The 26,613-nt window shown below is 46.5% G+C and carries 14 protein-coding genes; 11 read left to right on the forward strand and 3 right to left on the reverse strand.

The genetic code is table 11. From position 1 onward, the window contains the following. The first annotated feature begins 498 nt into the window (after nt 1–498). The 6 genes from GVN16_RS07335 (at nt 499) to GVN16_RS07360 (ending at nt 7,996) form a co-directional block, all read left to right on the forward strand. On the forward strand, nt 499–1,278 hold the full coding sequence (locus GVN16_RS07335; RefSeq protein ID WP_166563218.1) for a hypothetical protein: 780 nt from the start codon (nt 499–501) through the stop codon (nt 1,276–1,278). Between the two features lie 111 nt (nt 1,279–1,389). Beyond that, nucleotides 1,390–2,844: a serine hydrolase domain-containing protein gene (locus GVN16_RS07340; RefSeq protein ID WP_166563219.1), complete on the forward strand. Its 1,455-nt coding sequence runs from the start codon at nt 1,390–1,392 to the stop codon at nt 2,842–2,844. Nucleotides 2,845–2,931: 87 nt separating this feature from the next. Beyond that, the gene (locus GVN16_RS07345; RefSeq protein ID WP_166563220.1) at nt 2,932–4,401 is read left to right on the forward strand and encodes an RNA polymerase sigma factor; all 1,470 of its coding nucleotides are present in this window, start codon (nt 2,932–2,934) and stop codon (nt 4,399–4,401) included. Between the two features lie 202 nt (nt 4,402–4,603). Next, on the forward strand, nt 4,604–5,752 hold the full coding sequence (locus GVN16_RS07350) for a two-component regulator propeller domain-containing protein (RefSeq protein ID WP_166563221.1): 1,149 nt from the start codon (nt 4,604–4,606) through the stop codon (nt 5,750–5,752). Between the two features lie 211 nt (nt 5,753–5,963). Beyond that, nucleotides 5,964–7,217: a putative DNA modification/repair radical SAM protein gene (locus GVN16_RS07355; RefSeq protein WP_166563222.1), complete on the forward strand. Its 1,254-nt coding sequence runs from the start codon at nt 5,964–5,966 to the stop codon at nt 7,215–7,217. Beyond that, entirely contained in the window at nt 7,217–7,996 is a 780-nt protein-coding gene (locus GVN16_RS07360) for a TIGR03915 family putative DNA repair protein (protein WP_166563223.1), read from the forward strand. The genes GVN16_RS07355 and GVN16_RS07360 overlap by 1 nt, the downstream gene beginning before the upstream one ends. A 5-nt stretch (nt 7,997–8,001) precedes the next feature. On the opposite strand, the gene GVN16_RS07365 is transcribed toward GVN16_RS07360, so the two are convergent. Continuing rightward, a complete protein-coding gene (locus GVN16_RS07365) occupies nt 8,002–9,024 on the reverse strand; it encodes a YafY family protein (protein WP_166563224.1) in 1,023 nt (340 codons plus the stop codon). 790 nt (nt 9,025–9,814) lie between these two features. Between GVN16_RS07365 and GVN16_RS07370 the strand changes: the two genes are divergently transcribed. Both GVN16_RS07370 and GVN16_RS07375 read left to right on the forward strand, forming a co-directional pair. Beyond that, nucleotides 9,815–10,909, forward strand: coding sequence for a slipin family protein (locus GVN16_RS07370; RefSeq protein WP_166563225.1), 1,095 nt, complete (start codon nt 9,815–9,817; stop codon nt 10,907–10,909). Nucleotides 10,910–10,913: 4 nt separating this feature from the next. Further along, nucleotides 10,914–12,335, forward strand: coding sequence for an RtcB family protein (locus tag GVN16_RS07375; protein WP_166563226.1), 1,422 nt, complete (start codon nt 10,914–10,916; stop codon nt 12,333–12,335). Nucleotides 12,336–12,365: 30 nt separating this feature from the next. On the opposite strand, the gene GVN16_RS07380 is transcribed toward GVN16_RS07375, so the two are convergent. Then, nucleotides 12,366–12,956 carry an O-methyltransferase gene (locus GVN16_RS07380; RefSeq protein ID WP_166563227.1) on the reverse strand — a complete coding sequence of 197 codons (591 nt, stop codon included), beginning with the start codon at nt 12,954–12,956 and terminating at the stop codon, nt 12,366–12,368. A 568-nt stretch (nt 12,957–13,524) separates the two neighbouring features. Here GVN16_RS07380 and GVN16_RS07385 point away from each other — a divergent pair. Together GVN16_RS07385 and GVN16_RS07390 are read left to right on the forward strand one after the other, a co-directional pair. Then, nucleotides 13,525–22,167 (forward strand): GH36-type glycosyl hydrolase domain-containing protein, encoded by an 8,643-nt coding sequence (locus GVN16_RS07385; RefSeq protein WP_205748809.1) that lies wholly within the window; start codon nt 13,525–13,527, stop codon nt 22,165–22,167. 559 nt (nt 22,168–22,726) lie between these two features. Then, on the forward strand, nt 22,727–24,754 hold the full coding sequence (locus GVN16_RS07390; protein WP_166563228.1) for a patatin-like phospholipase family protein: 2,028 nt from the start codon (nt 22,727–22,729) through the stop codon (nt 24,752–24,754). A 2-nt stretch (nt 24,755–24,756) separates the two neighbouring features. Here the strand turns inward: GVN16_RS07390 and GVN16_RS07395 are convergent, their stop codons facing one another. Further along, the gene (locus GVN16_RS07395; protein ID WP_166563229.1) at nt 24,757–25,365 is read right to left on the reverse strand and encodes a 2'-5' RNA ligase family protein; all 609 of its coding nucleotides are present in this window, start codon (nt 25,363–25,365) and stop codon (nt 24,757–24,759) included. Nucleotides 25,366–25,665: 300 nt separating this feature from the next. On the opposite strand from GVN16_RS07395, the gene GVN16_RS07400 reads away from it, so the two are divergent. Beyond that, nucleotides 25,666–26,586, forward strand: a complete 921-nt coding sequence (locus GVN16_RS07400; protein WP_166563230.1) for a hydroxypyruvate isomerase family protein — start codon at nt 25,666–25,668, stop codon at nt 26,584–26,586. The last annotated feature ends 27 nt before the right edge of the window (nt 26,587–26,613 follow it).

Below are 26,613 nucleotides of genomic sequence, written 5' to 3' on the forward strand. Positions count from 1 at the left end.
AGCATAAGGTCGACGTTTTTTGGTTCCATGCTTTTGCCGGTATGTAGGTTTCTTTTTTGACGGGATCCACTGCCCGGACCGGCCAGTTTGAAAACCACAAAAGAGAGCAGTAAGAATGACTAATTTGCTTTTTTTAGATGAGGTTGAATAATATTGACGATTAAGTTGTATTGGCAAATGATTCCGGCCATTTTCAGGCAGTACATACTCTGGCGTGCTGTATTTTCAGATTGTTTTTCCGTACTGATTTAAATGGCCTTATCAGTACTAAAATACGAAAAATACAAATCCGCTTGTCCGGCGTTTATCCGGGTATGTTCCAGATAATTCCGGCTTGTCTCAGGTAAGGAGCATTTGTTTTTCTCAGGAATATTTATAATTTTGTTAATAGTTGATTGTGAGCGTATTAATGCTTTCTCGTTGAAGCAAACTTCACTTTCCTTTTAAGCTCCGCACCTGGTTCAGATTTGAAAATTATCAACCTTAATACCCATTTTAATGAAAAACATTTCTAATGCCGGTCGCTGGTTTTATGCGATTGCCCTGGTTGTTTATGGTGTTCAGCAGTTCATTTTTGCCGATTTCCGGCCGGTATTTGTTCCTGCCTGGCAATCCTATCTTCCTTTCCTACCCGTCTGGGCTTATTTATTCGGAATCTGGCTGATCCTTGCCGCAGCAGCCATCATTCTGGAGAAGCGGACCAGGGAGGTGTTGCTTCTCACCGGGGGAATCCTGCTGGCCCTGGTTGTTTTTGTACAGCTACCTTTTGAGATCATTGCCGATCCGTACAACAAACACCTGGTGATGTGGACCAACGCCCTGAAAGAGCTCGCCTTATCAGGCGGGGCCTTTGTTGTGGCCGGGACTTTCCCTGGTAAAAATGACCAGCCGGTGCTTGTCAGGTCGCTGGAAAAACTGATCCCTTTTGGTCATATTTTCTTTTGTATCACGATGATCACTTTCGGCATCATTCACTTCCTTTACGTTGACGGGGTAGCGGCCCTGGTGCCGGCTTATTTTCCGAAGCCGATCTTCTGGAGTTACTTGTCGGGTGTGGCCCTGGTGGGTTCAGGCCTGGCGATTATGCTGAAAATCAGGACAAGGGAAGTGGCCGCTTTACTGGCCCTTATGATATTTATCTGGTTTCTTGTTCTCCATATCCCTAGAGCCGCCGACGATCCTTCCGGCAACCGGGGCAATGAATTCGCCTCTGCCTTTGATGCCCTGGCTTTTACAGGCATTGCTTTGGGGATAGCGTCCGGTGGAAAGAAAAAGTAAGTTAGTTAACTTAATACAGAGTCGTGCCAAGCAAAAAAAATATAATCACAGTCAGTTTGTAACCTTTTCGGAGACTTGAAGTTCTTATATTATCAAAGATCATCTCCAATTATGAAAAAGAAAAAAACGATTGTCCTTTTATGTCTTTTTATTTTAGCCCTCAAGCCGGTTTTTGCCCAGTCTCCCGAAAAAGAAGTAGATAAATTTGTCTGGCGGCAAATGAAAGAACTGGGTATACCCGGTTTGCAGGTTGCTGTCGTAAAAGGCGGTAAAATCGCACTGAATAAATCTTACGGATATGCCAATCTCCAGGACTCTGTGGCCGTAAGCAGTAAAAGCCTCTTTGCCATCAACTCCTGCACCAAAGTAGTCACCGGGGTAGCCATGATGCAGTTGGTAGAGGAGGGCAAAGTGGAGCTTTCGGCCCCGGTTTCCAGGTACCTTGACGGCCTTCCGGCCAGCTGGCAGCCTGTGACCATTATCCAGCTGATGACCCATATATCAGGTTTGCCGGATATCAACCGGGCGGCCAATATGGTGGGAAACACCATGACTGCAACAGGAAAGGAAGGCTCAGCCTGGGATAAAGTACAGAAATTGCCCATGGATTTTCCGACCGGAGAACAATTCAGTTACAATCAGACCAACGGTGCTTTATTGGGCATGATCATAGAAAAACTAAGTGGAAAGCCTTTCCCGCAGGTTTTTAAAGAGAGACAGTTTGATGTGGCAGGCATGCCCAGGACGATGTTCGGAGACTCACGCAATGTCATTCCTCATTTTGCTCCCACCTACCGCTACACGAAAGAAATGGACGGGAAGAAGTTAAAAGAGCCCGTTCTGGTTAATAATTACAATGAATTTGCCCCGACCAGCTGGGCAGGTTCAGGGCTGAACAGCACTGCAGAAGAAATGGCCAAATGGGTGATTGCCCTGCAGCAAGGCAAGTTTTTAAAGACAAAAGAGGCACTGCAAACCATGTGGACGCCCGCTAAGTTTAATAACGGATCACCTACTTCATGGACGCCCGGCTGGGGAATAGCCAAAATCAGGGCAAAACACCGGGCCTTCGGAATGTCGGGTGGTGGACGTTCTGCTTTCCTGATATATCCTGATGATGACCTGGCGGTGATTGTGCTGACCAACCTGGGAGGTTCATCACCTGAAAACTTTATTGAAGAGCTGGCCGGCCTATACAATCCGGACATCCCGGCTTCAGATCCTGTGACATTACTGAGGGTAGAGCTGAACAAGCGTGGTTATGCAAAAGCGATGGAGGTGGTGAATGAACAAAAGAAAAAAGACCCGGCATTTCAGCCTGTTGAGCATGAACTGAACGATTGGGCCTACCGTATGATGAGCAAGGGCCAGGATAAAGAGGCTCTTGAGATCTTCAAGCTGAATGTTTCATTGTTTCCCGACAGCTGGAATGTGTATGACAGTTATGGCGAAGTGCTCTGGAAAGTCGGGCAAAAAGAAGAAGCTATTAAAATGTACACGAAATCTGTAGCCCTGAATCCTGATAACCAGGGCGGAAAGAGGTCCCTTCAGCAATTGACGAAGTAAAGCGGACGACTGCTTTTTCTCCTAAAAAAGTGGGCAGATACTGCCACCATTGGGCCCGGGTGCATCATTACATAAAACCATTCGGATGTGACAGATTTGACAGAGACATTCTGGGAAACGACATACAAACAAAATATCGGCAAAATGACCGGGATTTGTTACAGGTATACCGGCGACAGGGAAGTGGCCGGTGACCTGGCCCATGATGCATTTCTGACGGCTATCGGTAAATCATCAGGTTTTGAGGGAAAAGGGCCTTTTGAAGCATGGCTGTGGCGTATCACGGTGAATGTGGCCTTGCAGTACCTGCGTGAGCAAAAGAAAAGGAAGTACCTCGACGACTGGATGACTTACACTACCAATGTTATGGAAACTCAGGAAGACAATCTTGCTCATGAAGATGGCGGTTTCTCGGAAGAAGAACTTTTAAAGGCGATCGACGGATTGCCTGAGCATCATAAACTGGTCTTCAATCTTTATGTGATAGACAACTTTACCCATGCTCAGATCGCTCAGGAACTGGGCATCAGTGAAGGCACCTCCAAGTCACACCTGGCCAGGGCCAGGAAGAAGATCAGGGAAATACTCAATGATCAGATAAAAGAAGACCGGAAGAAAAGGAAATACGCCTTCTTTCTGCTTGTGCTTCCTTATAAATTCTGGAATATTGACGGGCTTTACCGGAAGAAATTCAGGAATTTCAGGATGAAACCCAGGAAAGTATGGAAAACGGATTCTGTTGACTTCAGTAAGTTTTCAAGGCCTGCAGTGATATCTTCTGCCATTTATAGCATGAACTATTTCATGATCAGCGTTTTATCCGGCACCGTAGCTGCGGTACTCTTCCTGGTATATAACTTTTCAAAGGAAACAGATATGGCAGGCTCCGGGCTTATCCCTGTAATAAATACTGTGAGTAATCCTGCAACTCAATTTTCCGGGGAACAAAAGGAGTCGCCGGCAAAGGATGTAAGCAATAAGAACTTTCTCCCTGAAAAGATTAAATCAACATTTTCTGATTCAACAGATGCCACCATTTCAGAAAAGGGCATCATATTAAGTGAAAACATTAATAAAATTGAAAACATGAAAAGATTTAAAACCTTAGGAGCGATGCTCGTGGCCGGGTCCGCCCTGGCATTTGACTCGGCAGGCCAGGTCAAACAAAATGCTGCACCATCACTGGTGGTTGAAAATCAGGAGACCGGGAATGTTATATCGTTCAATCAGCCTGAGAAAAAGAAGCCCGTGAGTGATAATGCTTCCGGAACGTTTTATGCCGAAAGGTTGTCCTGGTCTTCTTCAGATAACGAACTTTACTTTAAGGGCAAAGTGGTGATTGATGTGGAAGACAACAAGTTTGTTGGAAACGGCACTTTTACTTTCCTGGGTAAGGTATACTACTTGGTTTTTGAAAACGCCCCGGTAAAAACAAATTCTACCCTGAAACTGACGGAAAAAAAATATGCACTGAAAAAGCTATCACCCCGCAAAGCGATGGATAAGTACGGTGAAAACGGAAAAAACGGAGCAGTGGAAATATCACTGGCTGAGTAACATAAACATCCTTACTTTAGGATTGAATATCTGCAGGATATATTCCGGCTGAAAATAGCCGGAATATAAATTTCAACCAATTGACTTAGAATTTACACTTCTTTACATACAATTTACTTCTTCTGCATTATTTTCCCTTTATTTCGCTGAACTTCTGACCGCAAATGTCTGCGAGTACGGAAGATCATCTAAAAAGCAACCTATGATCAAGTGCTGTAACCCTGTTAATACCCTCCTGTTATTGGGGATGTTCTTTGTGTCCTGCAACGGGCAGGTCAAAACCAATATGAATAGTGACGAGCCAAAAAAGGCCCGGCCCAAACTGATCAGAAGTCTGGGTACTGACAAACATCAGAACGTGCATTGCGGACTGCAGGACAAAACGGGCAACCTCTGGTTTGGAACTACCGGAGAAGGTGTCTATCGGTACGACGGTACCTCATTTATCAATTTTACGATGAAAGACGGATTGAACAGCAATACCATCTGGTCTGTTCTGGAGGATAAAAACGGTAACATCTGGTTCGGCACAGCAGACGGGATTTGCCGTTATGACGGCAAAGCTTTTGCCCGTGTCTCGATTCCTGCGATGACCGGCAGCTATTTTCAAACCAATAATTCACCGGATAACCCGTCTGCGAAGAATGCCGTGTGGAGCATCATGCAGGACAAAAGCGGGAAACTCTGGTTCGGTACAGACTTTGGTCTTTATTGCTATAATCAGAAAACTTTTACCCGTTTTCTGGATGACCATACGATCATCAATAAGGAAGGCCTCGGACTGAAGTCGGTACAATGCATGCTGCAGGATAAAAACGGCAATATCTGGCTTGGATCGGGTGTGGCAGAGAGTGAGGGTTTATGTCTTTTCGACGGAAAATCCCTGACCCGTTTTAAGCCCAACGGCGATGGCTGGATCAGGTCCATTTTAGAAGATAAAAAAGGGAATTTATGGTTGGCCTGCCGGTTCCACGGGCTGGCATTTTATGACGTCCGGCTGAATGAAAAAGCCGGTCAGCAGAAAACCTTTGTCAATTTTACAGAGAAAGAAGGACTGAGTGAGAACGGAGCGGGGACTCTTATGGAAGATAAATCGGGGAATATATGGTTTGCCGCCGAGAAAGCCAATGTTCCTGAAAACGAAAAAGGTGGTCTGTGGCTTTACGACGGCCACCTGGAAGAAAAAGCAGGGCAAAAGAAATCATTTAAAAACTTTACAGTCAAAGACGGCCTGGTCAATAACGCCATCTGGTGTATTCTGGAAGATAAGGCCGGCCACCTGTGGATAGGCAGCAGGGACATGGGTTTGTGCCGGTATGACGGCAAAACCTTTACCCGGTTTTCAGAATAATCCTGAAAATAGCAAATCCGCAAATCGCTTCTCAACTGATTTTTCTGAGAAAAGTTTTAAAAAAATCAGATTGCTAACATTTGTATAATTCTCAATTTTAATGTCTATTTTTCTTCAAAAACGGCAATTATTGTAAAGGTTTTCGCCGGACTTCCACAGGTCAGAAACGGCGGAAACCATTGATTGCCATGTTTTTAAACGGAGGGGAAAGATGTCTGAGAGAATAAGAGAAAAACTGCAGATACTGGCCGATGCGGCCAAATACGATGTGTCCTGTTCGTCCAGCGGCAGTGACCGGAAAAACACCAGCAAGGGGATAGGGGACACAGGTTCTGGTATCTGCCACAGCTATACAGAAGATGGTCGCTGCGTGTCGCTTCTGAAGATATTGCTGACCAATCACTGTATTTATGATTGTGCCTTTTGTGTGTCACGAAGCAGCAATGACATCAAACGGGCTGCTTTTACGGTGGAAGAAGTCGTGGAGCTCACCATGAATTTTTACCGGAGGAATTACATCGAAGGCCTGTTTCTCAGTTCCGGCATTTTTAAGAACGCCGATTTCACGATGGAGCGGATGTTGAAGATTGTGAAGAAACTACGCCTGGAGGAGAACTTTAACGGGTACATTCATCTCAAGACCATTCCCGGTGCCAGCGAAGAAATGGTGACGGAGGCCGGATTATATGCCGACAGGATGAGCATTAATCTTGAAATGCCCACTGAGCTGGGGCTTAAAATGCTGGCTCCGGAAAAATCACATGAAGAAGTGAAGAAAGAGCTCGGCGTGATCAGGAATAAGTTTATCCAGTATGCAGATGAAAAGAAAATCATCAAAAGTGTTCCTAAGTTTGTCCCGGCAGGCCAGAGTACCCAGATGGTGGTGGGAGCCACTCCTGAGTCCGACAAAGACATCATGGGTACGGCCGATGCCTATTACAAAGCCTTTTCATTAAAACGCGTTTATTACAGTGCCTATATCCCGATCAGCCACGACAGCCGGATGCCTGTGATCGGCACACAGCCTTCGCTGATCCGAGAGAACAGGTTGTACCAGACTGACTGGCTCATGCGGTTTTATAAATTTGATGTGAAAGAAATCCTGAACGACCAGCACCCTCATCTCGACATGGAAATTGATCCGAAACTAAGCTGGGCTTTAAGAAATCCACAGGCGTTTCCGGTGGACATCAATACTGCCGATTATGCGATGATCCTCAGGGTGCCTGGCATCGGCCTGCGGTCAGCCCAAAAAGTGATTGCTGCACGGCAGTATGGGAAACTGCACATTTATCAGCTGAAAAACCTGGGGATTTCTTATAACAAAGCCCAGTATTTTATCCGCTGTGCGGACAGCCCGTTTCAGTTGAACGAAAAGGAGCCTCATGTGCTGCGGCGGATGATTCTTCAGAACAGTAAAAGCAAATATGCCAGACAACCCACCAATCAACTAAGCCTTTTCTGATGGTAATTTATGTTTTTGACGGAACATTTTCCGGCCTGCTGACAGCTGTTTTTGAATCTTTCGGCAGAAAGCACAGGCAGGTAAAACTGGTGTGTGGAGAGCACTTTGAGCAGGATATGTTCAGCGAAACGGTAAGGGTAACCGCCGATAAAGCCAAAGCGGAACGGGTATGGGAAGGTTTAAAGACCAAAGGAGGAAAAGACGCCCGGAAGCAGTTTTACAGTGCCTTTTTATCTGAAAGTGCTGAAATTTTCCAACACCTTTTTGATTACGCCCTGTATGTTTTCAATCAACCCGCGGGTTATGCCAATAACTTCGGGAATTCACATGTGCTGGCCGTCAGTCAGATGGCACAAAAAGTGCACCGGGAAAAACACCGGATGGAAGCCTTTATCCGGTTTCAGAAAAGTGGCAACGGTTTGTTTTTCGCTGTGGTAAGTCCTGATTACAATGTTCTGCCACTCATACTGAAACATTTTAAAGACAGGTACGCCGACCAGGTCTGGGTCATCTACGACGAACGACGGAAATACGGCATTCACTATGATCTGCACCATGTGCACGAGGTCACTTTCGATTTTAAACCGGAGGCCTCTCCGGAACAATCACAGGTAACCATCGCCATGGACGAAAAGGAAGAACTCTACACCACCCTCTGGAAAGAATATTTCAAAAGCACTAACATCAAAGAACGTAAAAATATGAAACTCCACATCCAGCACGTCCCGAAACGGTACTGGCGGTATCTGGTAGAGAAGGAGGATGATTTGCGGGTTTGACCTTATTAAGAGTCTTTTTCCTCGTACATCTGGTGCATTTTTTTTATCCGGGCGTTTATTTTTTTTGTCAGAAGCCTGGGAGCCAGAACTTTCATGCATTCTCCGAAGCCCAGGATCTCACGCTCGAGTTCAAAATTAAGGACTACATCAATACGGATTAAAATGCCATTATCCTCTTCTTTCAATACCTGCTGAGACCCATGGAGAGGTTTTGTCAGCACGTAAGGGGCATTTTGCCTGTTGACCCAGAGAATTACTTTGTGTGGCCTGTCTTTTTCCGTTTTTGTTACGCCAAGGGTATCTGAATAATAGCGGTCAAAATCAATGCCTTCATAGGGCACAAAGTCTTTGGGCTGCATTTCCATAAAATCCTCGATCCTGTCAAGGGCGAGGGTTTGAAGTGTGTTAGCTTTTTTGGGTTTACAGATCAGAAACCAGCGGTTACGGTATTCCTTTAGTAAATAAGGATAGTAGACCGCCTGGCGTGCTTCTCCGGATTTGAAAGATTTGTAGGTGATCAGCAAAGGGATTTTCTTCAGAATGGCCTGGTACAAGGGGCTGATCAGGTTGATGCCTTTGAGCAAGTGATTGCCTTCTAACTGTATGTAACTCTGCCCGTTGGTAGAAGACTTACGCAATGAATTTTCAAGCCTGGTTACTATGTCGTTCATCTCGTCAAAATAGTCAAATCCGCTCATCTGCTTCAGAACACTAACGATCTCGTTCATTTTATCGATGTCAACATCTGTCAGCCTGGAATGACTGATGCTGTAAGACGGATCTTCATAAGTGTAAAACTTCCGGTTGATCACCACAATAGGAGCATTGTAACCCAGCTTGTCACTACGCATCAACTGGATGTCTGCCTGGATAGTCCGCTTGCTGACCCCGTTTTCAATGCCTTCATATTCATATAAAGCCTCAGATACCTTTGTGATAAGGTCTTCAAGCGTCCATTTTCTGTAACGGTTAAGGAGGCATTTGTCTATCGTTTTGTACCGGATCAGGGCCAGTTTGTTGATTGCCATGGTTCTGTTCGACGTTTTGATTGCCAATATAAGAATTTATTACGCAATATAAATGCGTGGTTCTAATGATTTCAATCCATTTTGAAATTATTATTCATCATAAATGACTTATAGTTATATAGTTAATAAATATTTTTGAAATTATTTTATCTGCGTAATTAGACTGCGTAGGTAGGGTTGCAACTTTGCATCATCGATAAGATATGAAGTTCTTTAAAATATAACGCAGGGTGTTTAAAGATATTCTCTGAAAAAGAGGATGGCAGTATTGAGCCAGACCAGCCCCGGATGTCAGTTTCTGCAGAACTGCATAGTATTGAATGTGTACATATCAATATGCTGGCCAGGTGGGTGAAAATATTGTCTTAAAATGGCTGTGGTGCGGGTTCGAGTCCCGCCCCTGAAAAGGGTAGCTCAACAGGCAGAGCAAGCCCCAACTATGCAGGTTCGAATCCTGCTTTCATTTATACAATGAAAATGCAAAATGGCTGTTGCTCCGGGTCAACTGACCCACAAAACAAAGAATGGCGACTTTTCAAATGCCCGCCGGTACCGTGCCTGAGCTCTAGCAACAGAATGTTGCATGCTGCAAGAAACTTAGCAGGTAAAACACAGGAATGAAGTCTGAAAGAAACATTGTGGCCCACTCTGTTCGTTTCCCGCCCGGGTGGGATAAGCAGGAGAAAGTCAGCAAAGGATCTGCCGGACTTTCAGACTTTCTTTTATTTCCGTTTGGAGCGGCAAAAAGCAAGGTACGGTGCCATTTTTTTAATATTTAATAATGAAGATCATGAAAAGAATTACTATTAACATCAATCAGAAAGGATTGGTATTTAAAAACGGAGCTTTAAGAAAAGTGCTGGGAGAGGGAAAGTACTGGATTAACTGGGGCGAACAAGCTTTAATATATGACTTGTCGAAGCCTTTTATTACGGATATAGACATTAATGTGCTGCTTCAGCATGAAGATATGACTAAGTCGGTGGACGTAGTGGACGTGGCTGATCATGAACTGGTTTTAGTTTACCAGGAAGATAAGTTCAGACAGGTGCTGACTTCCGGTAAATATTTATTCTGGAAAGGTCTCGTCAGATATGGATTTATCAAAGTCAACACGGCAAACATTGAAATCGAAACATCGGTTGATAAAAACCTGTTGGAGAAAGCCCCTTTAAATGCATTCGTGCGGGTACAGAAAGTAGAATCGTTTGAGAAAGCTTTGCTGATCATTGACGGTAAACTGGATAAGGTATTGGATGGGGGAACTTACACCTGGTGGAAAAACAGTATTTCCATCCAGGTCGCCAAAGCAGACATGAGGCAGTTGACCATGGAAGTGGCGGGGCAGGAAATTCTTACCCGTGATAAAGCCCAGCTGAGAATCAATTTTTCGGTACAATACAAAGTGGAAGACATCGTAAAGGCATTGTTTGAAAACAAAGAGTATGAAAAACAACTGTATATGCTCATGCAGCTGGCCTTGAGAGAATTTGTAGGAAGAATGACCCTGGATGAACTGATGGATAGCAAAGACAAGATTGCAACTTACATCATGGAAAACACAGTGGATAAGGCCAAAGCATTGGGTGTTCAGTTGCTGTACTGTGGTGCAAAAGACATTATTTTGCCGGGTGAAGTGAAAGCAATCATGAACCAGGTGCTGATCGCTGAAAAGAAAGCCCAGGCCAATATCATCACCAGGAGAGAAGAAACTGCGTCAACCAGGAGCTTGTTGAACACAGCAAAATTGCTGGAAGAAAATGAGATGCTTTTCAAGCTGAAAGAAATGGAGTATGTAGAGAAAATCGCGGAGAAAATCAATAACATTACACTTTCAGGTGGCGGGCAGATCGTGGATCAGTTAAAACAGATTTTTATCAAGTAATCAGATGAATACAAATACTATAACCGGAAACGACCTGATCGTTTCCGGGTTCAAAGAAAATGCGGCCCTGGGAATGGCCCTGAAAATAGTCGTCAACCATTTTTCTGAAATGGAAAAACCGGAAATTCTGGCCTTGCTGAACAAGGTAAAACAAAATCCGGAGGATTACCTGGAAGACAAAGTCCTGGCCGGACTTGCCGAAATGATCATAGAATCTGAGAAAATACCGGATGAAATAGTTTTGAAGGAGCATCCGGAACCTTATTCGATCTATGGTAAAGAGCAGATTGAAGAAGGTGCCTTAAGGCAAATGTCTGTAGCTATGAAACTTCCTGTTTCGGTAGCAGGTGCTTTGATGCCCGATGCTCACCATGGCTACGGATTGCCGATAGGCGGTGTTTTGGCTACCAGGAATGCTATAATTCCTTACGGGGTGGGTGTCGATATCGGGTGCAGAATGGCTTTGTCAATCTATGATATTCCGGAAAGCCACTTTGTTGAAAATAAGGATCAATACAGACGCGAACTGATTGCCAATACGAATTTCGGAGCAGGGAATGGTTTCAGAGGTCAGTATAAAGCCGATCATGAAGTACTTTCCAGTGGTACCTTTCAGATAAACCCGTTTATTGCCAGATTAAAAGACAGGGCCTGGGTGCAGCTGGGAAGTTCAGGCGGAGGAAATCACTTTGTGGAATTCGGACTCATTGAATTTAAAGAAAAAGATGAGGTCTTAGGGATTGAAAAAGGGAAATACCTGGCTTTGTTGACGCATTCAGGTTCAAGAGGTTTGGGGGCTATGATTGCCGGATATTATACCAAACTGGCTAAAATGCTTTGTAAACTACCGAAGGAAGCAGTCAATCTGGCTTATCTGGATATGAATACTGCGGAAGGCCAGGAATATTGGCTGGCCATGAATCTGGCAGGAGAGTATGCCTCTGCCTGTCACGAGGTTATCCATCAGAAAATAGCAGCATCCATTGGTGCTGATGTGATAGCAAAAGTAGAAAACCATCATAATTTCGCCTGGAAAGAAACCTGGAATGGCGAAGAAGTAATGGTGCACCGAAAAGGGGCGACGCCTGCCGGAAAAGGCGTTTTGGGAATTATTCCCGGATCAATGACGGCACCGGGCTTCCTGGTCAGAGGTAAAGGTGAATTTCAGTCCATCAATTCTGCTTCACATGGAGCAGGAAGACAGATGAGCAGAACCAGGGCGGTTAACTCTATTACGAAGGCCGAAATGAACAAGGTATTGCAAGATCATGGCGTCATGCTTATCGGAGCGGGCAGAGATGAAGCTCCGATGGCTTACAAAGACATTCATGCGGTGATGGCCTCTCAGACTGACCTGGTAGATGTAGTGGCAGAATTTACCCCGAAGATGGTCAGGATGGCTGACGACGGAAGTCGCGAAGATTAACAGAAGAGGGGCATAAGATGCTCCTCTTTTTTACTTCCTCCTGCAAACAAACTCCCCGTTCCCCACCGGCACGGTCACACAATCAAACCTTTCGTCTTCGAGGGCACGGTCGATCATGGGTTTGATACCTTCGTACTGGTCTGTGGCGTTGTCGGCTACGATCAGACCGTTTCTGACCATCTTGTCTGCAATTGCCGCAAAGCATTTTTCGTAGATTTCTTTTTCGGCGTCCAGGAAACAGAAGGCTATCGGGCCAAGCTGAGCTGAGTAGTTGAAAAAGTCTCCTTCAATTAACTCAATGTGTTCTTCCAACCCTGAGAGTCCAAAAGTTTCGCGGGCCAGTTTTACTTTTTCCGGGTCTATTTCAAAGGTTTTTACTTTTCTCCCTGTTTCTCTGGCTGCGAGGGCCAGCCAGAGGGTGGAGTAACCGGCGGAGGTTCCGATTTCAATAATCTCGCCTTCAGGAAGGTTCACGGCCAGGATAGACAGGAACTTCCCGGTGTCTTCCGTAATCTGACGCAGGCGTTTTGCCCTGGGTGTTCCGTCGGTGCGGTCCAGCCGGTCTGCTTTTTCCAGGAAAAGCATTCTTCCCTTTAATTCATCAGGGATTTCGTTGAACATAGGGTATCCATTTTAAATTTCTTGAGAATCTGTTTCTCGACAAATATCGCCATGGAAATCAAAAGTGAAAAACGTTTTCGCTTTTATAAAGGGTTGAAAAAGAGCCCGTGGGGCATCATCCATGCCTGAAGTTGGCCGTAGTGTGGCATTTATTCCCCTATATGTCCATATATGAAAGGGTGACGGAAGGTACGAAAATAGCAGGTTCTGGTTTTTGTGTTGATTATCAGTTATTTAAGGGTTGTAGTCCGCTTTCCGGGTAGAATGGGGCGATTTGGGGATTGATTTTTTTATCGTTCAGGTTAAACCATTGTTAAATTATGAGCCGGATGAAAACTACCCTTACGTACGCTAAATCGCCCGTTATGTACATTGGATTGTCGCAAATCGGGGAATTTTTGTTATCTTCACCAAAACATAAATACCGGACAGCTTAGCGTGTACAGTTTAATCTGAACAATTTCCAGCATTCTTTCTCTCTGACTCCATCCCTTCATCTAAAATTCTGAGGCTGGCCAATATAAGGCTTTGCTGCACTCGTTTTTTTCTATTTTATAATTTTATAGCTATGATGAAGGTAAAAACCGGCACAATTATAGACATGCTGTCCCACCTGAGAGACTATTTTCAAGGGGATAATGCATTTCGGAACCAAAAAAATGAAGAGCCGTTCAGGTCTGAACTTTACAATTCAGAACAAATGGACAAACACGGGAAGGTCCTGGCCAACTCGCACAAACTACTGACCGGAAAATCGCCCGACAAACTGCTTAAAAGGCTCGAAGATAATGAGGATACCTTGCTGGAAGTCCGCAACCTCCTTGTCGACAGCATCCGCACAGGAAAGGCCATTACTCCGGCTGCAGAATGGCTTCTGGATAATTTCTATCTCATTGAAGAACAGATTGTTATCGCAAGGAGGCACCTGCCCAAGGGGTACAGTGAGGCCCTGCCTTATCTTTCCTCGGGTACTTCAGCCGGTATGCCAAGGGTTTATGATATCGTACTCGAAATCATTTCGCACAGCGACGGCCGGGTGGACATCAGAAGTTTAAGCAGTTTTATAGCCGCCTATCAGACGCATAAAGAGTTGACTTTGGGCGAATTGTGGGCTTTGCCCATCATGCTCCGGTTAGCGGTCATCGAGAACCTGAGAAGGGTGGCCGGAAAGATAGCCCTGGACATGATTGACCACAACCTGGCCGATTACTGGGCTGATAAAATGATTGCCGTTGCCCAGGAAGCTCCCAACGACCTGATCCTGATCACAGCAGATATGGCCAGGTCGAAACCGATCCTAGCCAGCCCGTTTGTGGCGGGATTTACGAGAAAACTGCAAGGCAAAGGACCTGTACTGGCCTTGCCCCTGAGATGGATGGAGCAGCAATTGTCCGGTATGGGCATCAACAGCGAAGACCTGGTGCACCAGGAAAACCAGAAACAGGCAGCCGACCAGGTTTCGGTCCGGAACAGCATCGGTACCCTGCGTTTCCTGGAGGCGACCGACTGGAGGGACTTCGTGGAATCACTCAGTACGGTAGAGCGGGTGCTGAGAAAAGAAAAAGCGGGCATCTATCCTTTGATGGATTTTGCTACCAGGGATAAATACCGTCATATCATTGAATCGATTGCCAAGGCTTCGGAGTATTCTGAAACAGAAGTAGCCTATAAAGTCGTTGAACTGGCCGAAAGTCACCCCAACGGCACCCAATCTTCTTCAAAATACGCCCATGTGGGGTATTACCTGGTCGATAAGGGCCTGGCCGAAATTGAAAAAATCACACAAAGGAAGTTCACTGTCGGGCAAAAATGGTCACGCATAGCAGCCGGAATGCCGCTGTTCTTATTTCTTTTTTCTATTACTCTTCTTACTTTGTCTGCCTCCGGTATCATGACCTGGCAGGCCTATCAGAACGGGGCGTTCGGGTGGAAGATACTGGCAGGAGTGGCCCTGGTTTCGGCTTTGGCTTCGTCACAGCTGTCGGTTTCGCTGGTCAACTGGATCGCGACGATCGTGGTCAAACCCACTTTGCTGCCCCGGATGGATTTCTCAGAGGGCATCCCGGTAGAATGCAGGACACTGGTGGTGGTACCGACCATGCTGGCCGGTAAGAAATACATTGAAGAACTGGTGGAAGCCCTTGAGATCCGTTTTCTGGCCAATAAAGTAGAGAATGTACATTATGGCTTACTGACGGATTTTCTTGACTCGGCTACCGAACACACGCCGGAAGATGAAGAATTATTAGAACTCGCTTCGGCCAGCATAGAGGCCTTAAATCTGAAATACAAACAATCGGATACTGATATATTTTTCCTTTTTCACAGACCCCGGAAATGGAACCCAAAAGAGAATAAATGGATGGGTTATGAGCGTAAAAGAGGTAAGCTATCTGCTTTGAACGCTCTTATACTACAGAAAAGTGAAGGAGAGTTTTCCCTGATTACAGGTGAATACGAAATTCTGCACCGGGTTAAATATGTGATTACCCTGGATTCAGATACCCAGTTGCCGAGAGATTCTGTCTGGAAGTTTGTGGCTACGATGGCCCACCCCCTCAATCAGGCGGTATATGATCCGCAATTGAAACGGGTAACGGAGGGTTACGGGATACTGCAGCCACGCCTGGCCTCTTCTATTCCCCAGTCTGATATTTCATTGTACCTCAGGATGCAGGGTGATGTAGCGGGGATTGACCCGTATACCCAGGTGTCTTCAGATGTATACCAGGATTTGTTTGGTGAAGGCTCTTATATAGGAAAAGGGATTTATGATGTCAGTGTGTTTGAGGAGGTATTGCACGATACTTTTCCTGAAAACCGGATACTGAGTCATGACCTGGTGGAGGGTTGTTATACCCGCTCGGGTTTGCTGAGTGATGTGCTGGTTTATGAAGAGAACCCTTCGAGGTACGAGGCGGACGTAAAACGCCGCCACCGGTGGATCAGGGGCGACTGGCAGATAGCGGCATGGATATTTCCTTTTGTATCAAAGAGCAACGGTAAGCTGACCCTGAATAAACTTTCGGCCTTATCCCGTTGGAAAATCCTGGATAACCTCAGAAGGAGCCTGATTCCTTTGTCCTTGATCCTGGTTTTACTGGCGGGATGGACCATCCTGCCGATGCCCTGGTTCTGGACGCTGGCGGTGACGTTCATTGTCCTGCTGCCGGTAATGATCGACGCCACCTGGCAGCTGATCCACAAGCCGGAGGACATGAGTTTCAGGGCTCACTTAAAAGACATTGTTAAATATGTCAGAAATGTACTGATCAGGTTCATGTTTGATATGGCCGTGTTGCCTTATGAAGCTTATAAATATACCCACGCGGTCATTCAGGCTAACTGGAGAATGCTCATCAGCAGGAGAAAACTGCTGGAGTGGGTGCCTTCGGCCACCACTTCCGGAACAAGTAACAACGGCATCTGGGGTGTTTTCGGAACCATGATCATTACCCCGTTATTGGCCCTGGTTTGTGCTTACTTATTCTGGAGATACCGCCCGGAAGCCCTGATTGTGGCTTTCCCTATCCTGATATTATGGTTTATAGGGCCGGGCATTGCCTGGAAACTCAGCTTGCCGGAAAAAGAAAAAAGTTCGGGCTTAAACGAGCTGCAGGTGTCGTACCTGAACAGGCTTTCCCGCAAAACCTGGGCTTATTTCGAAACCTTTGTCAACGAAACTGAAAACTGGCTGCCGCCTGATAATTTCCAGGAGCAACCTCACCCTGTCATAGCCCACCGGACATCACCGACCAACCTCGGCATGTCATTGCTCTCCAACCTGGCGGCGTATGATTTCGGGTACATTGGCGGAGCTGAGCTTTTGTCGAGATGCAACAACTCCCTGCAAACCATGATGATCATGGAGCGTTACAAAGGGCATTTTTATAACTGGTACGACACACAAACACTGTCGCCTTTGCATCCGAGGTATGTTTCTACTGTGGATAGCGGTAACCTGGCCGGTCACCTGCTCACCCTGCGTCAAGGGCTGCTGTCTCTGCCTCATGATCCTGTGGTCGACAGAAAAACCTTTGAAGGGATTCTCACCACTGTCGAGATCGTCAGGGAATTATCGAAAGACCGCCCGTCTAAACTGATGGACAAAATGACAGCTGCCTGTCAGACAGCACTGTCGGAAATGAATTCCCTGAAAAAAATCTGGGGACACCTGAATGAACTTGCAGAAACCGGGAAAGAACTGTCCCTGCACATGTCCGGAAAAGAACCGGAGGCCTATCAGTGGACTAAAAAATTGTCGCTTCAGATTGAGCATATCCGGCAGGACCTGATAGACCTTGTGCCGTGGCTGAGTGAACACGGGCAGTTTACAGCTTCCCTGCCTTTTGATGAAATACCCTCCCTGATGTCTGTTCAGGGCATATATGAAAACGGCAATGACCTGCCCGAGTCCTTAAAAGAATGCTTAAAGGCCGGTAATATGGTAGCCAATCAGCGGATCATACTTTCTCAGCAACTGGCGGCTCAGTGTGAGGAACTGAGTGATATGGAATATGATTTTCTTTATGATAACACCACCAGTCTGCTCAGGATCGGCTTTAATGTAGATGAACTCAGACGCGACGATAGTTTTTATGACTTACTGGCTTCTGAAGCCCGTCTGGGTATTTTTGTAGCCATAGCACAGGGAAAACTGCCCCAGGAAAGCTGGTTTGCCCTGGGCAGGTTGCTGACCGATTCCGGCGGGGATCCCATCCTGTTGTCGTGGAGCGGTACTATGTTTGAATACCTGATGCCACAGCTGGTGATGCCGGTGTATGAAAATACCCTGCTGCATCAAACCAACAAGGCCACCGTCAAAAGGCAGATTGACTACGCAGGACAACGGGGCGTGCCCTGGGGTATTTCTGAGTCGGCTTATAACATGGTTGACGCCAGCCTCAACTATCAATACCGGGCCTTTGGTGTGCCGGGGCTTGGCCTCAAGAGAGGTCTGGAAGAAGATCTTGTCATAGCTCCCTATGCTTCTATGATGGCCCTGATGGTTTCACCTGATCAGGCCTGCGTCAATTTACAGCATTTATCTGAAAAAGGTTTTGAGGGGGAATACGGTTTTTATGAAGCCATTGATTACACACCTGCCAGGTTGCCGAGGGGTAAGACCCACACGATTATTAACTCATTTATGGTGCACCACCAGGGCATGGGCTTATTGTCACTGGCTTATTTATTGCTGAACAAGCCTATGCAGCAGAGGTTTATGGCTGAATTGCGTTTTCAGGCCACTATCTTGCTGCTGCAGGAAAGGATCCCGAGAACCACCGTTTTCTATGCTCATACGGCTGATATTTCGGAATCTCATACCGAAACTACCGAATTGCAGATCAGGAACATCCCGACACCGAATACCCAGATACCGGAAATCCAGTTGCTCAGCAACGGCCGTTACCAGGTGATGGTGACCAACTCAGGTGGAGGATACAGCCGCTGGAAGGATATTGTGGTAACAAGATGGCGGGAAGATACCACCCAGGATAACCGCGGCATTTTCTGCTATATCAAAGATGTCAATACCGGTAATTTCTGGTCCAACACCCATCAGCCTACTTTAAAAGTGGCGAAGTCTTATGAAGCCCTTTTCTTCCAGGGACATGCGGAGTTCCATCGTGAGGATTTCGGGATTGAGACCAAAACAGAGATCGTGATTTCTCCGGAAGATGATACCGAAATGAGACGGGTAAGGATCAAAAACAAGACGCAATCGACGAAAATACTCGAGATAACGAGTTATGCTGAGATTGTCATGGCAAGCCAGGCTTCGGATGAGGCCCACCCGGCATTCAGCAATCTTTTCGTACAGACTGAGATTCTTGAAGAACATAATGCCATTCTTTGTACCCGCCGGCCGAGGTCTGAAGGCGAAACCCCGCCGTGGATGTTCCACCTCATGGATGTGCGTGGGGGTGAAGTGGAGGGCGTGTCGTATGAAACGGACCGGATGCAGTTTACAGGGCGTGGCAAAACCCTGGCTCGTCCGCAGGCTATGGAGCAGGATAAATTATCCGGAAAACAGGGCTCTGTACTTGATCCTATTCTTTCCATCCGTTACCGCATCGCCGTAAAACCTAACCAGGCGACTACCATCGATTTGATTTACGGCATCAGCGAAACCAAAGAAGGCTGTCTGAACCTGTTGCACAAATACCTGGATCGTCACCTCAAAAAACGGGCTTTCGAATTGTCCTGGACACACTCGCAGGTGTTGCTGAGGCAGATCAATGCCACGGATGCGGATGCACAGTTGTATGACCGCCTGGCAGCTTCTGTCATTTATGCCAATCCTGTTTTGAGGGCTGATCCTGCCGTCATTCTTAATAATTACCGGGGACAGTCCGGACTCTGGAGTCATTCGGTTTCCGGTGATATTCCGATAGTGTTGCTGCATATTTATGATACGGAGAATATAGACTTGGTCAAACAGATGGTACAGGCCCATGCCTACTGGCGTCTGAAAGGCCTGGCAGTGGACCTGGTCATCTGGAATGATAACCATGGTTCTTACAGACAAGACCTGCAGGAGCAGATACTAGGGCTCATTTCAGCCGAATCGACGAGCCACCAGGTCTACAATAAACCCGGCAGTATTTTCGTCAAATCTGCCGACCAGCTGTCACCCGAAGACCGCCTCCTGTTTGAGAGTGTGGCCAGGGTGATTATCCAGGACGACAGGGGCACACTCGTTGAGCAGGTCAATAAACTTTCTTCGGGAAGGCCTTTGCCGCTGTTGCTTGAACCTAAGGTGCTGCAGATAACCCAGCCTGAGTCGTCGCCTGTGTCCTTGCCCAAAGACCTGCAGTTTTATAACGGCACCGGAGGGTTTTCGCCGGATGGAACGGAATATAAGATCTTCATTGATCAGAAGACTACCACTCCTGCACCCTGGGTGAATGTGGTGGGTAACCTGAACTTCGGATCGGTTATCTCGGAAAGCGGATCTTCCTACACCTGGGCCATCAACGCCCACGAATACCGGATTACGCCCTGGAGCAACGATCCGGTGAGTGATGCAGGCGGAGAGGCCTTCTATCTGAGAGATGAAGACACCGGAAGTTTCTGGTCGCCTTCACCGTTTCCTTCCAAAGGCTCTGCTCCGTATGTCACTACCCATGGTTTCGGGTATACAGTTTTTGAGCATACAGAACAGGGTATTTTCAGTGAAATGTGCACGTTTGTGGATAAGACCTCGCCGGTTAAATTCATCGTTCTTAAAATCAGGAATCAATCAGGCAGGGAGCGTAAATTCTCTGCTACCGGTTTCCTCGAGATCATTCTCGGAGATGTCCGGTCTAAAACCAACATGCATATCCTGTCCGAGCATGATGGTCCTACGGGAGCTCTGATGTTCAGAAACCGCTACAATACAGCCTTTACCGACCGGGTTACTTTCTTCAAAACCACCGATGCGGGTAACCTGAGCTTTACGGCGGACCGGTCTGAGTTTATAGGCCGTAACCGCAATCTGAACAATCCGCAGGCCATGTACCGCCGGAGGCTGGCAGGAAGAACCGGAGCCGGAATGGACACTTGTGCGGCTTTACAGGTCAAATTTGATTTGCTCGAGGGCGAAGAAAAAGAAATTATATTCCAGATCGGCAGTGAGGAGAACGGCCGCGAAGCCCGGGCCCTGTTGCTGAAATTCTCAGAAAAAGAGGCTGTGATGCAGGCACTGGAAGACGTCAAAGCTTATTGGAAAGAGCTGACAGGGGCGGTTCAGGTGGAAACACCGGATCAGTCGCTCAACCTCCTGGCCAACGGCTGGCTGACTTATCAGAACGTAGCCTGCCGGATTTTTGCCAGAAGTGGTTTCTATCAGTCAGGCGGAGCCTTTGGCTTCAGGGATCAGCTGCAGGATGTGCTGGCCTTGCTGCACGCCAGGCCGCAGCTTACCAGGGACCAGATATTGCTCAGTGCGTCAAGGCAGTTTAAAGAAGGCGATGTGCAGCACTGGTGGCACCCGCCTGAAGGCCGCGGGGTGAGAACCTTGTGTTCAGATGATTTGCTCTGGCTGCCTTTTGTGGTGTCAAGATACGTGAAGGCCACAGGAGATAAGGACATCCTGGACGTGCAGGTGTCGTACCTCGAAAGCAGGCTTTTACAGCCGGGAGAAGAGTCGCTTTATGACCTTCCGATCAGCGGAAATGAAAGCGGCACTTTATACGATCACTGTGTCAGGGCCATTATGCATAGTTTGAATTACGGCAAGAGAGGCCTGCCCCTGATCGGTTCCGGTGACTGGAATGACGGCATGGACCAGGTCGGTGTAAAAGGCCAGGGTGAAAGTGTCTGGCTGGGATTCTTCCTGTATGACGTGCTGATAAAGTTCTCTGAAATTGCACAAGGTAATGATGACGAGCTGTTTGCCCGCACCTGTATCAGCGAAGCGGCTATATTACAGACCAATATTGAAACTTCGGCCTGGGATGGTGAGTGGTATAAAAGGGCATGGTTTGATGATGGTACACCCTTGGGATCGAAAGAAAACGAAGAATGCCGGATTGACGCCATCGCCCAAAGCTGGTCGGTATTGTCAGGAGCCGGCAGTGATGCCCGTAAAAATATTGCCATGGATTCACTGAACAAGTACCTGGTGAACCGTGATCTTAAGCTGATACAATTACTTGATCCGCCTTTTGACGGCTCAGGGCCTAATCCGGGCTACATCCAGGGCTATGTGCCGGGTGTGCGTGAAAACGGCGGGCAATATTCCCATGCGGCTATCTGGGCTTTGATGGCTTTTGCAGCTTTGGGCGACAGGGAGCGGGTCTGGGAATTGTTCAGCATGATTCAGCCTGTCAATCATTCAGCGAACGAGGCCGATAAAAACATCTATAAAGTAGAACCTTATGTGATGGCGGCGGATGTTTATGCCAACGAGTCGCACCGGGGCAGGGGAGGCTGGACCTGGTACACCGGTTCCGCCGGATGGATGTACCAGTTCATCATCGGATCGCTGCTGGGGCTTGAACTGCAAAACGGTAACCTGAAGTTTAAACCTTGTTTTCCGGAGAATTGGCCTTCTGTGAAGATCAACTATCGCTACGGAAACGCGGTATACAAAATCACCGTCTTCCAGGAAGAGGCTCCATCCTGGTGGAAAGCAGATGACCAGGAAGGGAAAGGAGATGCTTTCCCGCTGGTCGACGACGGAAAAGAGCACCGGGTAGAAATTCACATTTCACTGGGTTAAAAAAGGAAAAGCCCTTCACATTATTTCAGTGGAGGGCTTTTTCAATAATACGACAGAACAAATGACCAGGTCATTTTTCTATGGTGGAAAGTTAGCGTAAGAAACAGTTGCATGAGATTAAAACGTATGACATGCTGTGCCGGTTATTCATCCTTGCCCTTACTGTCTCTTTTTGCTTTTTTATCTGCTCTTTTTTCAAGCAGACTTTTCTGGGCGTCTTTCTTTTCCCCTTTCTGAACCGTCTTTTCTTTGGCCATAATTTTTTGATTTTCTGTAAGTTAACTCTTTTTTGACTGGTAACCTAGGTAAGATTCAGTTGAAACCCGCTCCCGGATGAATGAAAGGGATTAATGAAGGATATCCATCTTTTAATGCTGTTTTTCTGCTTCAGTGAGAGCAATGAAACGACGGTTCGCTGACCGTTAAAGAGAATTTTAATTTAGGGTGTTTTCACGGTTTTGTTTTCGTATATAAAAGTTTAAATTTGTTTAATGATTCTGCGGTGTCTCAAAAGTGGCGTTGCCGGAAACATTCCCGACTATTATTAAACAAAAATAAAATGGAAGAAAATACAGAGTTGGCCGGCCTGCAGCCGACGCCTTTTGAAAACATAGCCCTGGCTTTTTCCGGCGGAGGCTTCCGTGCCGCCTCATTCAGTCTGGGTGTCATGGGTTATTTGTATCAGCTTGAAAACAACCGGGCTGAAAACCTGCTGGGCAAGGTAACTTTTATTTCATCAGCCTCCGGTGGCACGATCACCAATGCCTGCTATGCCCTTAGCAGCGTGAAGCAGGATCATAGTTTCCCTTCTTTTTTCAAAGGTTTGTATGAGAATCTGAAAGAGACGGACCTGCTGGACACCGTGCTTGACAAACTGAACAATGATAAAGAATGGGTGAAGCGGAAAGATAAAAGACGAAACCTGATCAATGCTTTTTCGCTGGTTTATAATGAAAAACTGTTTGACGGGGCTGTTCTCGGGGAATTGTACCGTTCAGACTCACCGACCCATCTTGAAGAAGTATGTTTTAATACGACAGAGTTTTATAAAGGCCTCCTGTTCCGTCAGAATATAAAATTGAAGTTTGATGCGAAGTTCAGGGAAGACAGAGGGTTCAGATTCGGGAATTCTTATGTCAACCTGCCTTTTGAAACGGCCAAAAGATTAAAGATCGCGGATTTACTTGCGGCTTCTTCCTGTTTTCCGGGTGGATTTGAGCCCATTATTTTCCCGGATGATTTTACCTATTCTCCACAGGAGGAACCTGCGGGCAAACAATTGGAAGATCTTCCTTCAGGAGAACTGACCTCCGAAGAGCTGGTCAAGGGCATGTATGTCCGTCTCCAGGAATTAAGCAGACCTGAACTTGTGAGGCTCTTCGGAGAGAAAAAAGTAGATGAGATTATTTCAGCTTCAGCAGGAAAAGGAATTCTGGAAATCGAAAAGGCTTTTGCGGGTGTAGAGAAGAATAAGAATTTTAACTTTGGCATGATGGATGGCGGTATCACCGACAACCAGGCCCTGGAAAGCCTCATGCAGGCCCACGACAGGAGGCTGGATGGCAGGACCGACTTTAAACCTTTTGACCTGATGCTGATCAACGACGTCGGGAGCCATTTCATGGAGCCTTATGTGCTGAATAAGGATAACAACCCTTACGCCGGGGTAAAAGGGATCAGTATTAACAATATTTTGTTTATATCCGGTTTGCTGGGAATCGCAGGGATAGCCGGAGTTGGTCTTTTCGGCTGGCTTATGAATCGTCAGGAGCACAGCTGGCTTAATTGGGTTGTGGCGTTTGCAAGTTCTGCCCTTATCCTGGTTTCAGCCCTGGTATTCACCATTATCCTGACCCTGAAGCAGTTTATCAAAGGCAAAGTAAACAACAAAACCGGTCTCGACCTGGACAAGAACTTCTCGCCCAGAATCGTGGAGCAGCTTTTCCAACATTTCGGAGCCACCCCTGTGATGATCATCCTGGTGATGCTTAAAGAGCGTTTTAATTCGGTACTGACACTCAATTCGGATGTTTTTCTGAAGCGGATCAGATTTCTGCTGTACAATATGGTTTTTGATCAGGATGATCCTGATTCAAAGAATAAAAAATATAAGTTCAGGATTAAAACCAATCACGTGTATGACCTGGCCTATGCCAATGATCTCTACAGGGTGAAAAATGACGAAGCTCAGCTGACACCCGCTAAAACACTGCAGGATGTGGCACAGGCCGCCTTTGAGATGGGAACGACGCTCTGGTTTGATAAGAAAAACAGTGAAAAGGAAGTGTTGCCTGCATTGATTGCCTGCGGACATTTTACCACCTGTTATAATTTACTGGAATATATTCTGCGTATGAAGACTGTCGACAAAGGGAATAATCCTTCGTATTATTCACAGCTGACGCCCGAAGCGAGGGCACTGGTAGATGATCTTCAGTTCAAACTTCAGCGGGATTATGCGGCGTTTAACCAGGACCCTTTCTGGTTGTTTAAAGAGAACATCGTTAAATTCGGGATGAACCCCGCGTATCTTGAAGAACTGAAGCATTTCAGCTATAACTTCAAAGATTTCAAAGGGCTGAGGTAAGGTCAGCCGAACAGGCTCATCTGGACAAACTGGCCCGGGTCTTCACCTTTGAACGGAAACCTTGCCCTTTCTTTGTAGGTGCCACCCGGAGCTTTTTTCAGCAGGACCATCTCGTGTGCCGTAAAACTGGCTTCAAATGATTCTTTACGCCAATCCGGCCATACCTGCTGCAGCTGTTCCGACGCCAGCCCGCGGGCTACGGTGATATGAGGTTTGGAGTCATAATAAGGTTTGGCCTCCTTGGAGCCTTTCACCAGCGGATTGATCTCCCTTTTCTTGCGTTCGACAATGTTCAGAATAGGGTCTGCGGTGGTGATATTGATATAGACGGTGGAGGTAGTGCTTTCGAAATTCCCGAATCCGTTTAACTGCACCTCAAAAGGCCTGGTGACGGCAGCCATCTGTTTCAGTTTTTTCATGATGGCATGCTCGTAAGTCTCATACCTCAGAAAATACATGACGGTGATATGGGCAGGTGTTATCTGGGCATTTTTAAAGCCGTAACTCTTAAACTGCTCCTTAAATGCCTGAATCTGCTGTTTCACCTCCTTAGGTTCAATAATCAGCAGATATTCATACTCAAATACCTCAACTTCTACATCAATTTCCATTATAATGACAGCGTTTTTTAGTACAATTTTCAGATCAGACCGATAAGCTGAATGGCAATTACAGAAGCGGATTCAAATATGCTAATTAATTTGCTGAATTCCAGCTAATTTATTTAGCTTTTTTGGGGTTTGTTAAATATTTAACATTTAATGTAAGTGTTTACCAGGTTCAGTTTCATCGCTTTCACCCAAAACCAGCTAAAAGCTAGCTGCCGATAGCTTTAAAGCCGAAATCCCTTTCAACTCTCACCATTTTCTATTTATTTTAGGCTTTATTCAACCAAATCAAATCATCAGATCATGAAACGTAGAAATTTCCTGAGAAATAGCCTCGCTGTGGCCGGAACTGCCGCCATGCCTTTTGCCGAAAGCTATGCTCAAGCTCCTGAAAAAAACAATTTTAAACTCAAATATGCTCCGCACTTCGGCATGTTCAAAAACCTGGCAGGTGAAGACCTGGTAGACCAGCTGAAATTCATGGCCGACAACGGTTTCATGGCCCTGGAAGACAACGGCATGACGAAGCGTCCGGTAGAGGTACAGACCAAAATAGGAGAGACCCTGGCTAAACTGGGTATGGAAATGGGCGTTTTTGTAGTAGATAAAGGAGGAAACGGAGCCAATACCCTGGCTGCCGGGAAAAAAGAATACATTGATATATTCCTGAACGGCTGTAAAAATGCGGTGGAAGTTGCCAAGCGTTGCAACGCCAAATTTGTAACCGTCGTTCCGGGTGATTTTGAAAGAAACCTGCCGATCGGTGTGCAAACCGGTCATGTGATCGATGCCCTGAGAAGAGGAGCTGAAATACTGGAACCACACGGCATCGTGATGGTACTGGAGCCGCTGAGCGATTCTCCTAACCTGTTCCTTCGTACTTCCGACCAGACTTATGAAATCTGCCGTGGTGTGAACAGTCCTTCATGTAAGATATTGTTTGATATCTACCACATGCAGAAAAACGAAGGTCACATTATCCCGCACATCGACTGGACCTGGAGCGAGATTGCGTATTTCCAGATCGGTGACAACCCGGGCCGTAAAGAGCCGACCACCGGGGAGATCAATTATAAGAACATATTCAAGCATTGCTTTAACAAACAAAAAGCCGAAGGGAAATCATTTATCTGGGGGATGGAGCACGGCAATGCCAAACCCGGCAAAGAAGGCGAACTGGCTCTGATCAAAGCCTACCAGGAGTCGGATAGTTTCGAGGTGTAGGTGATGGCTGTTTGGTTGATGGCAACT

Origin of the sequence: Emticicia sp. CRIBPO (genome assembly GCF_009905725.1) — a bacterium.
Lineage (GTDB): Bacteria > Bacteroidota > Bacteroidia > Cytophagales > Spirosomataceae > Leadbetterella.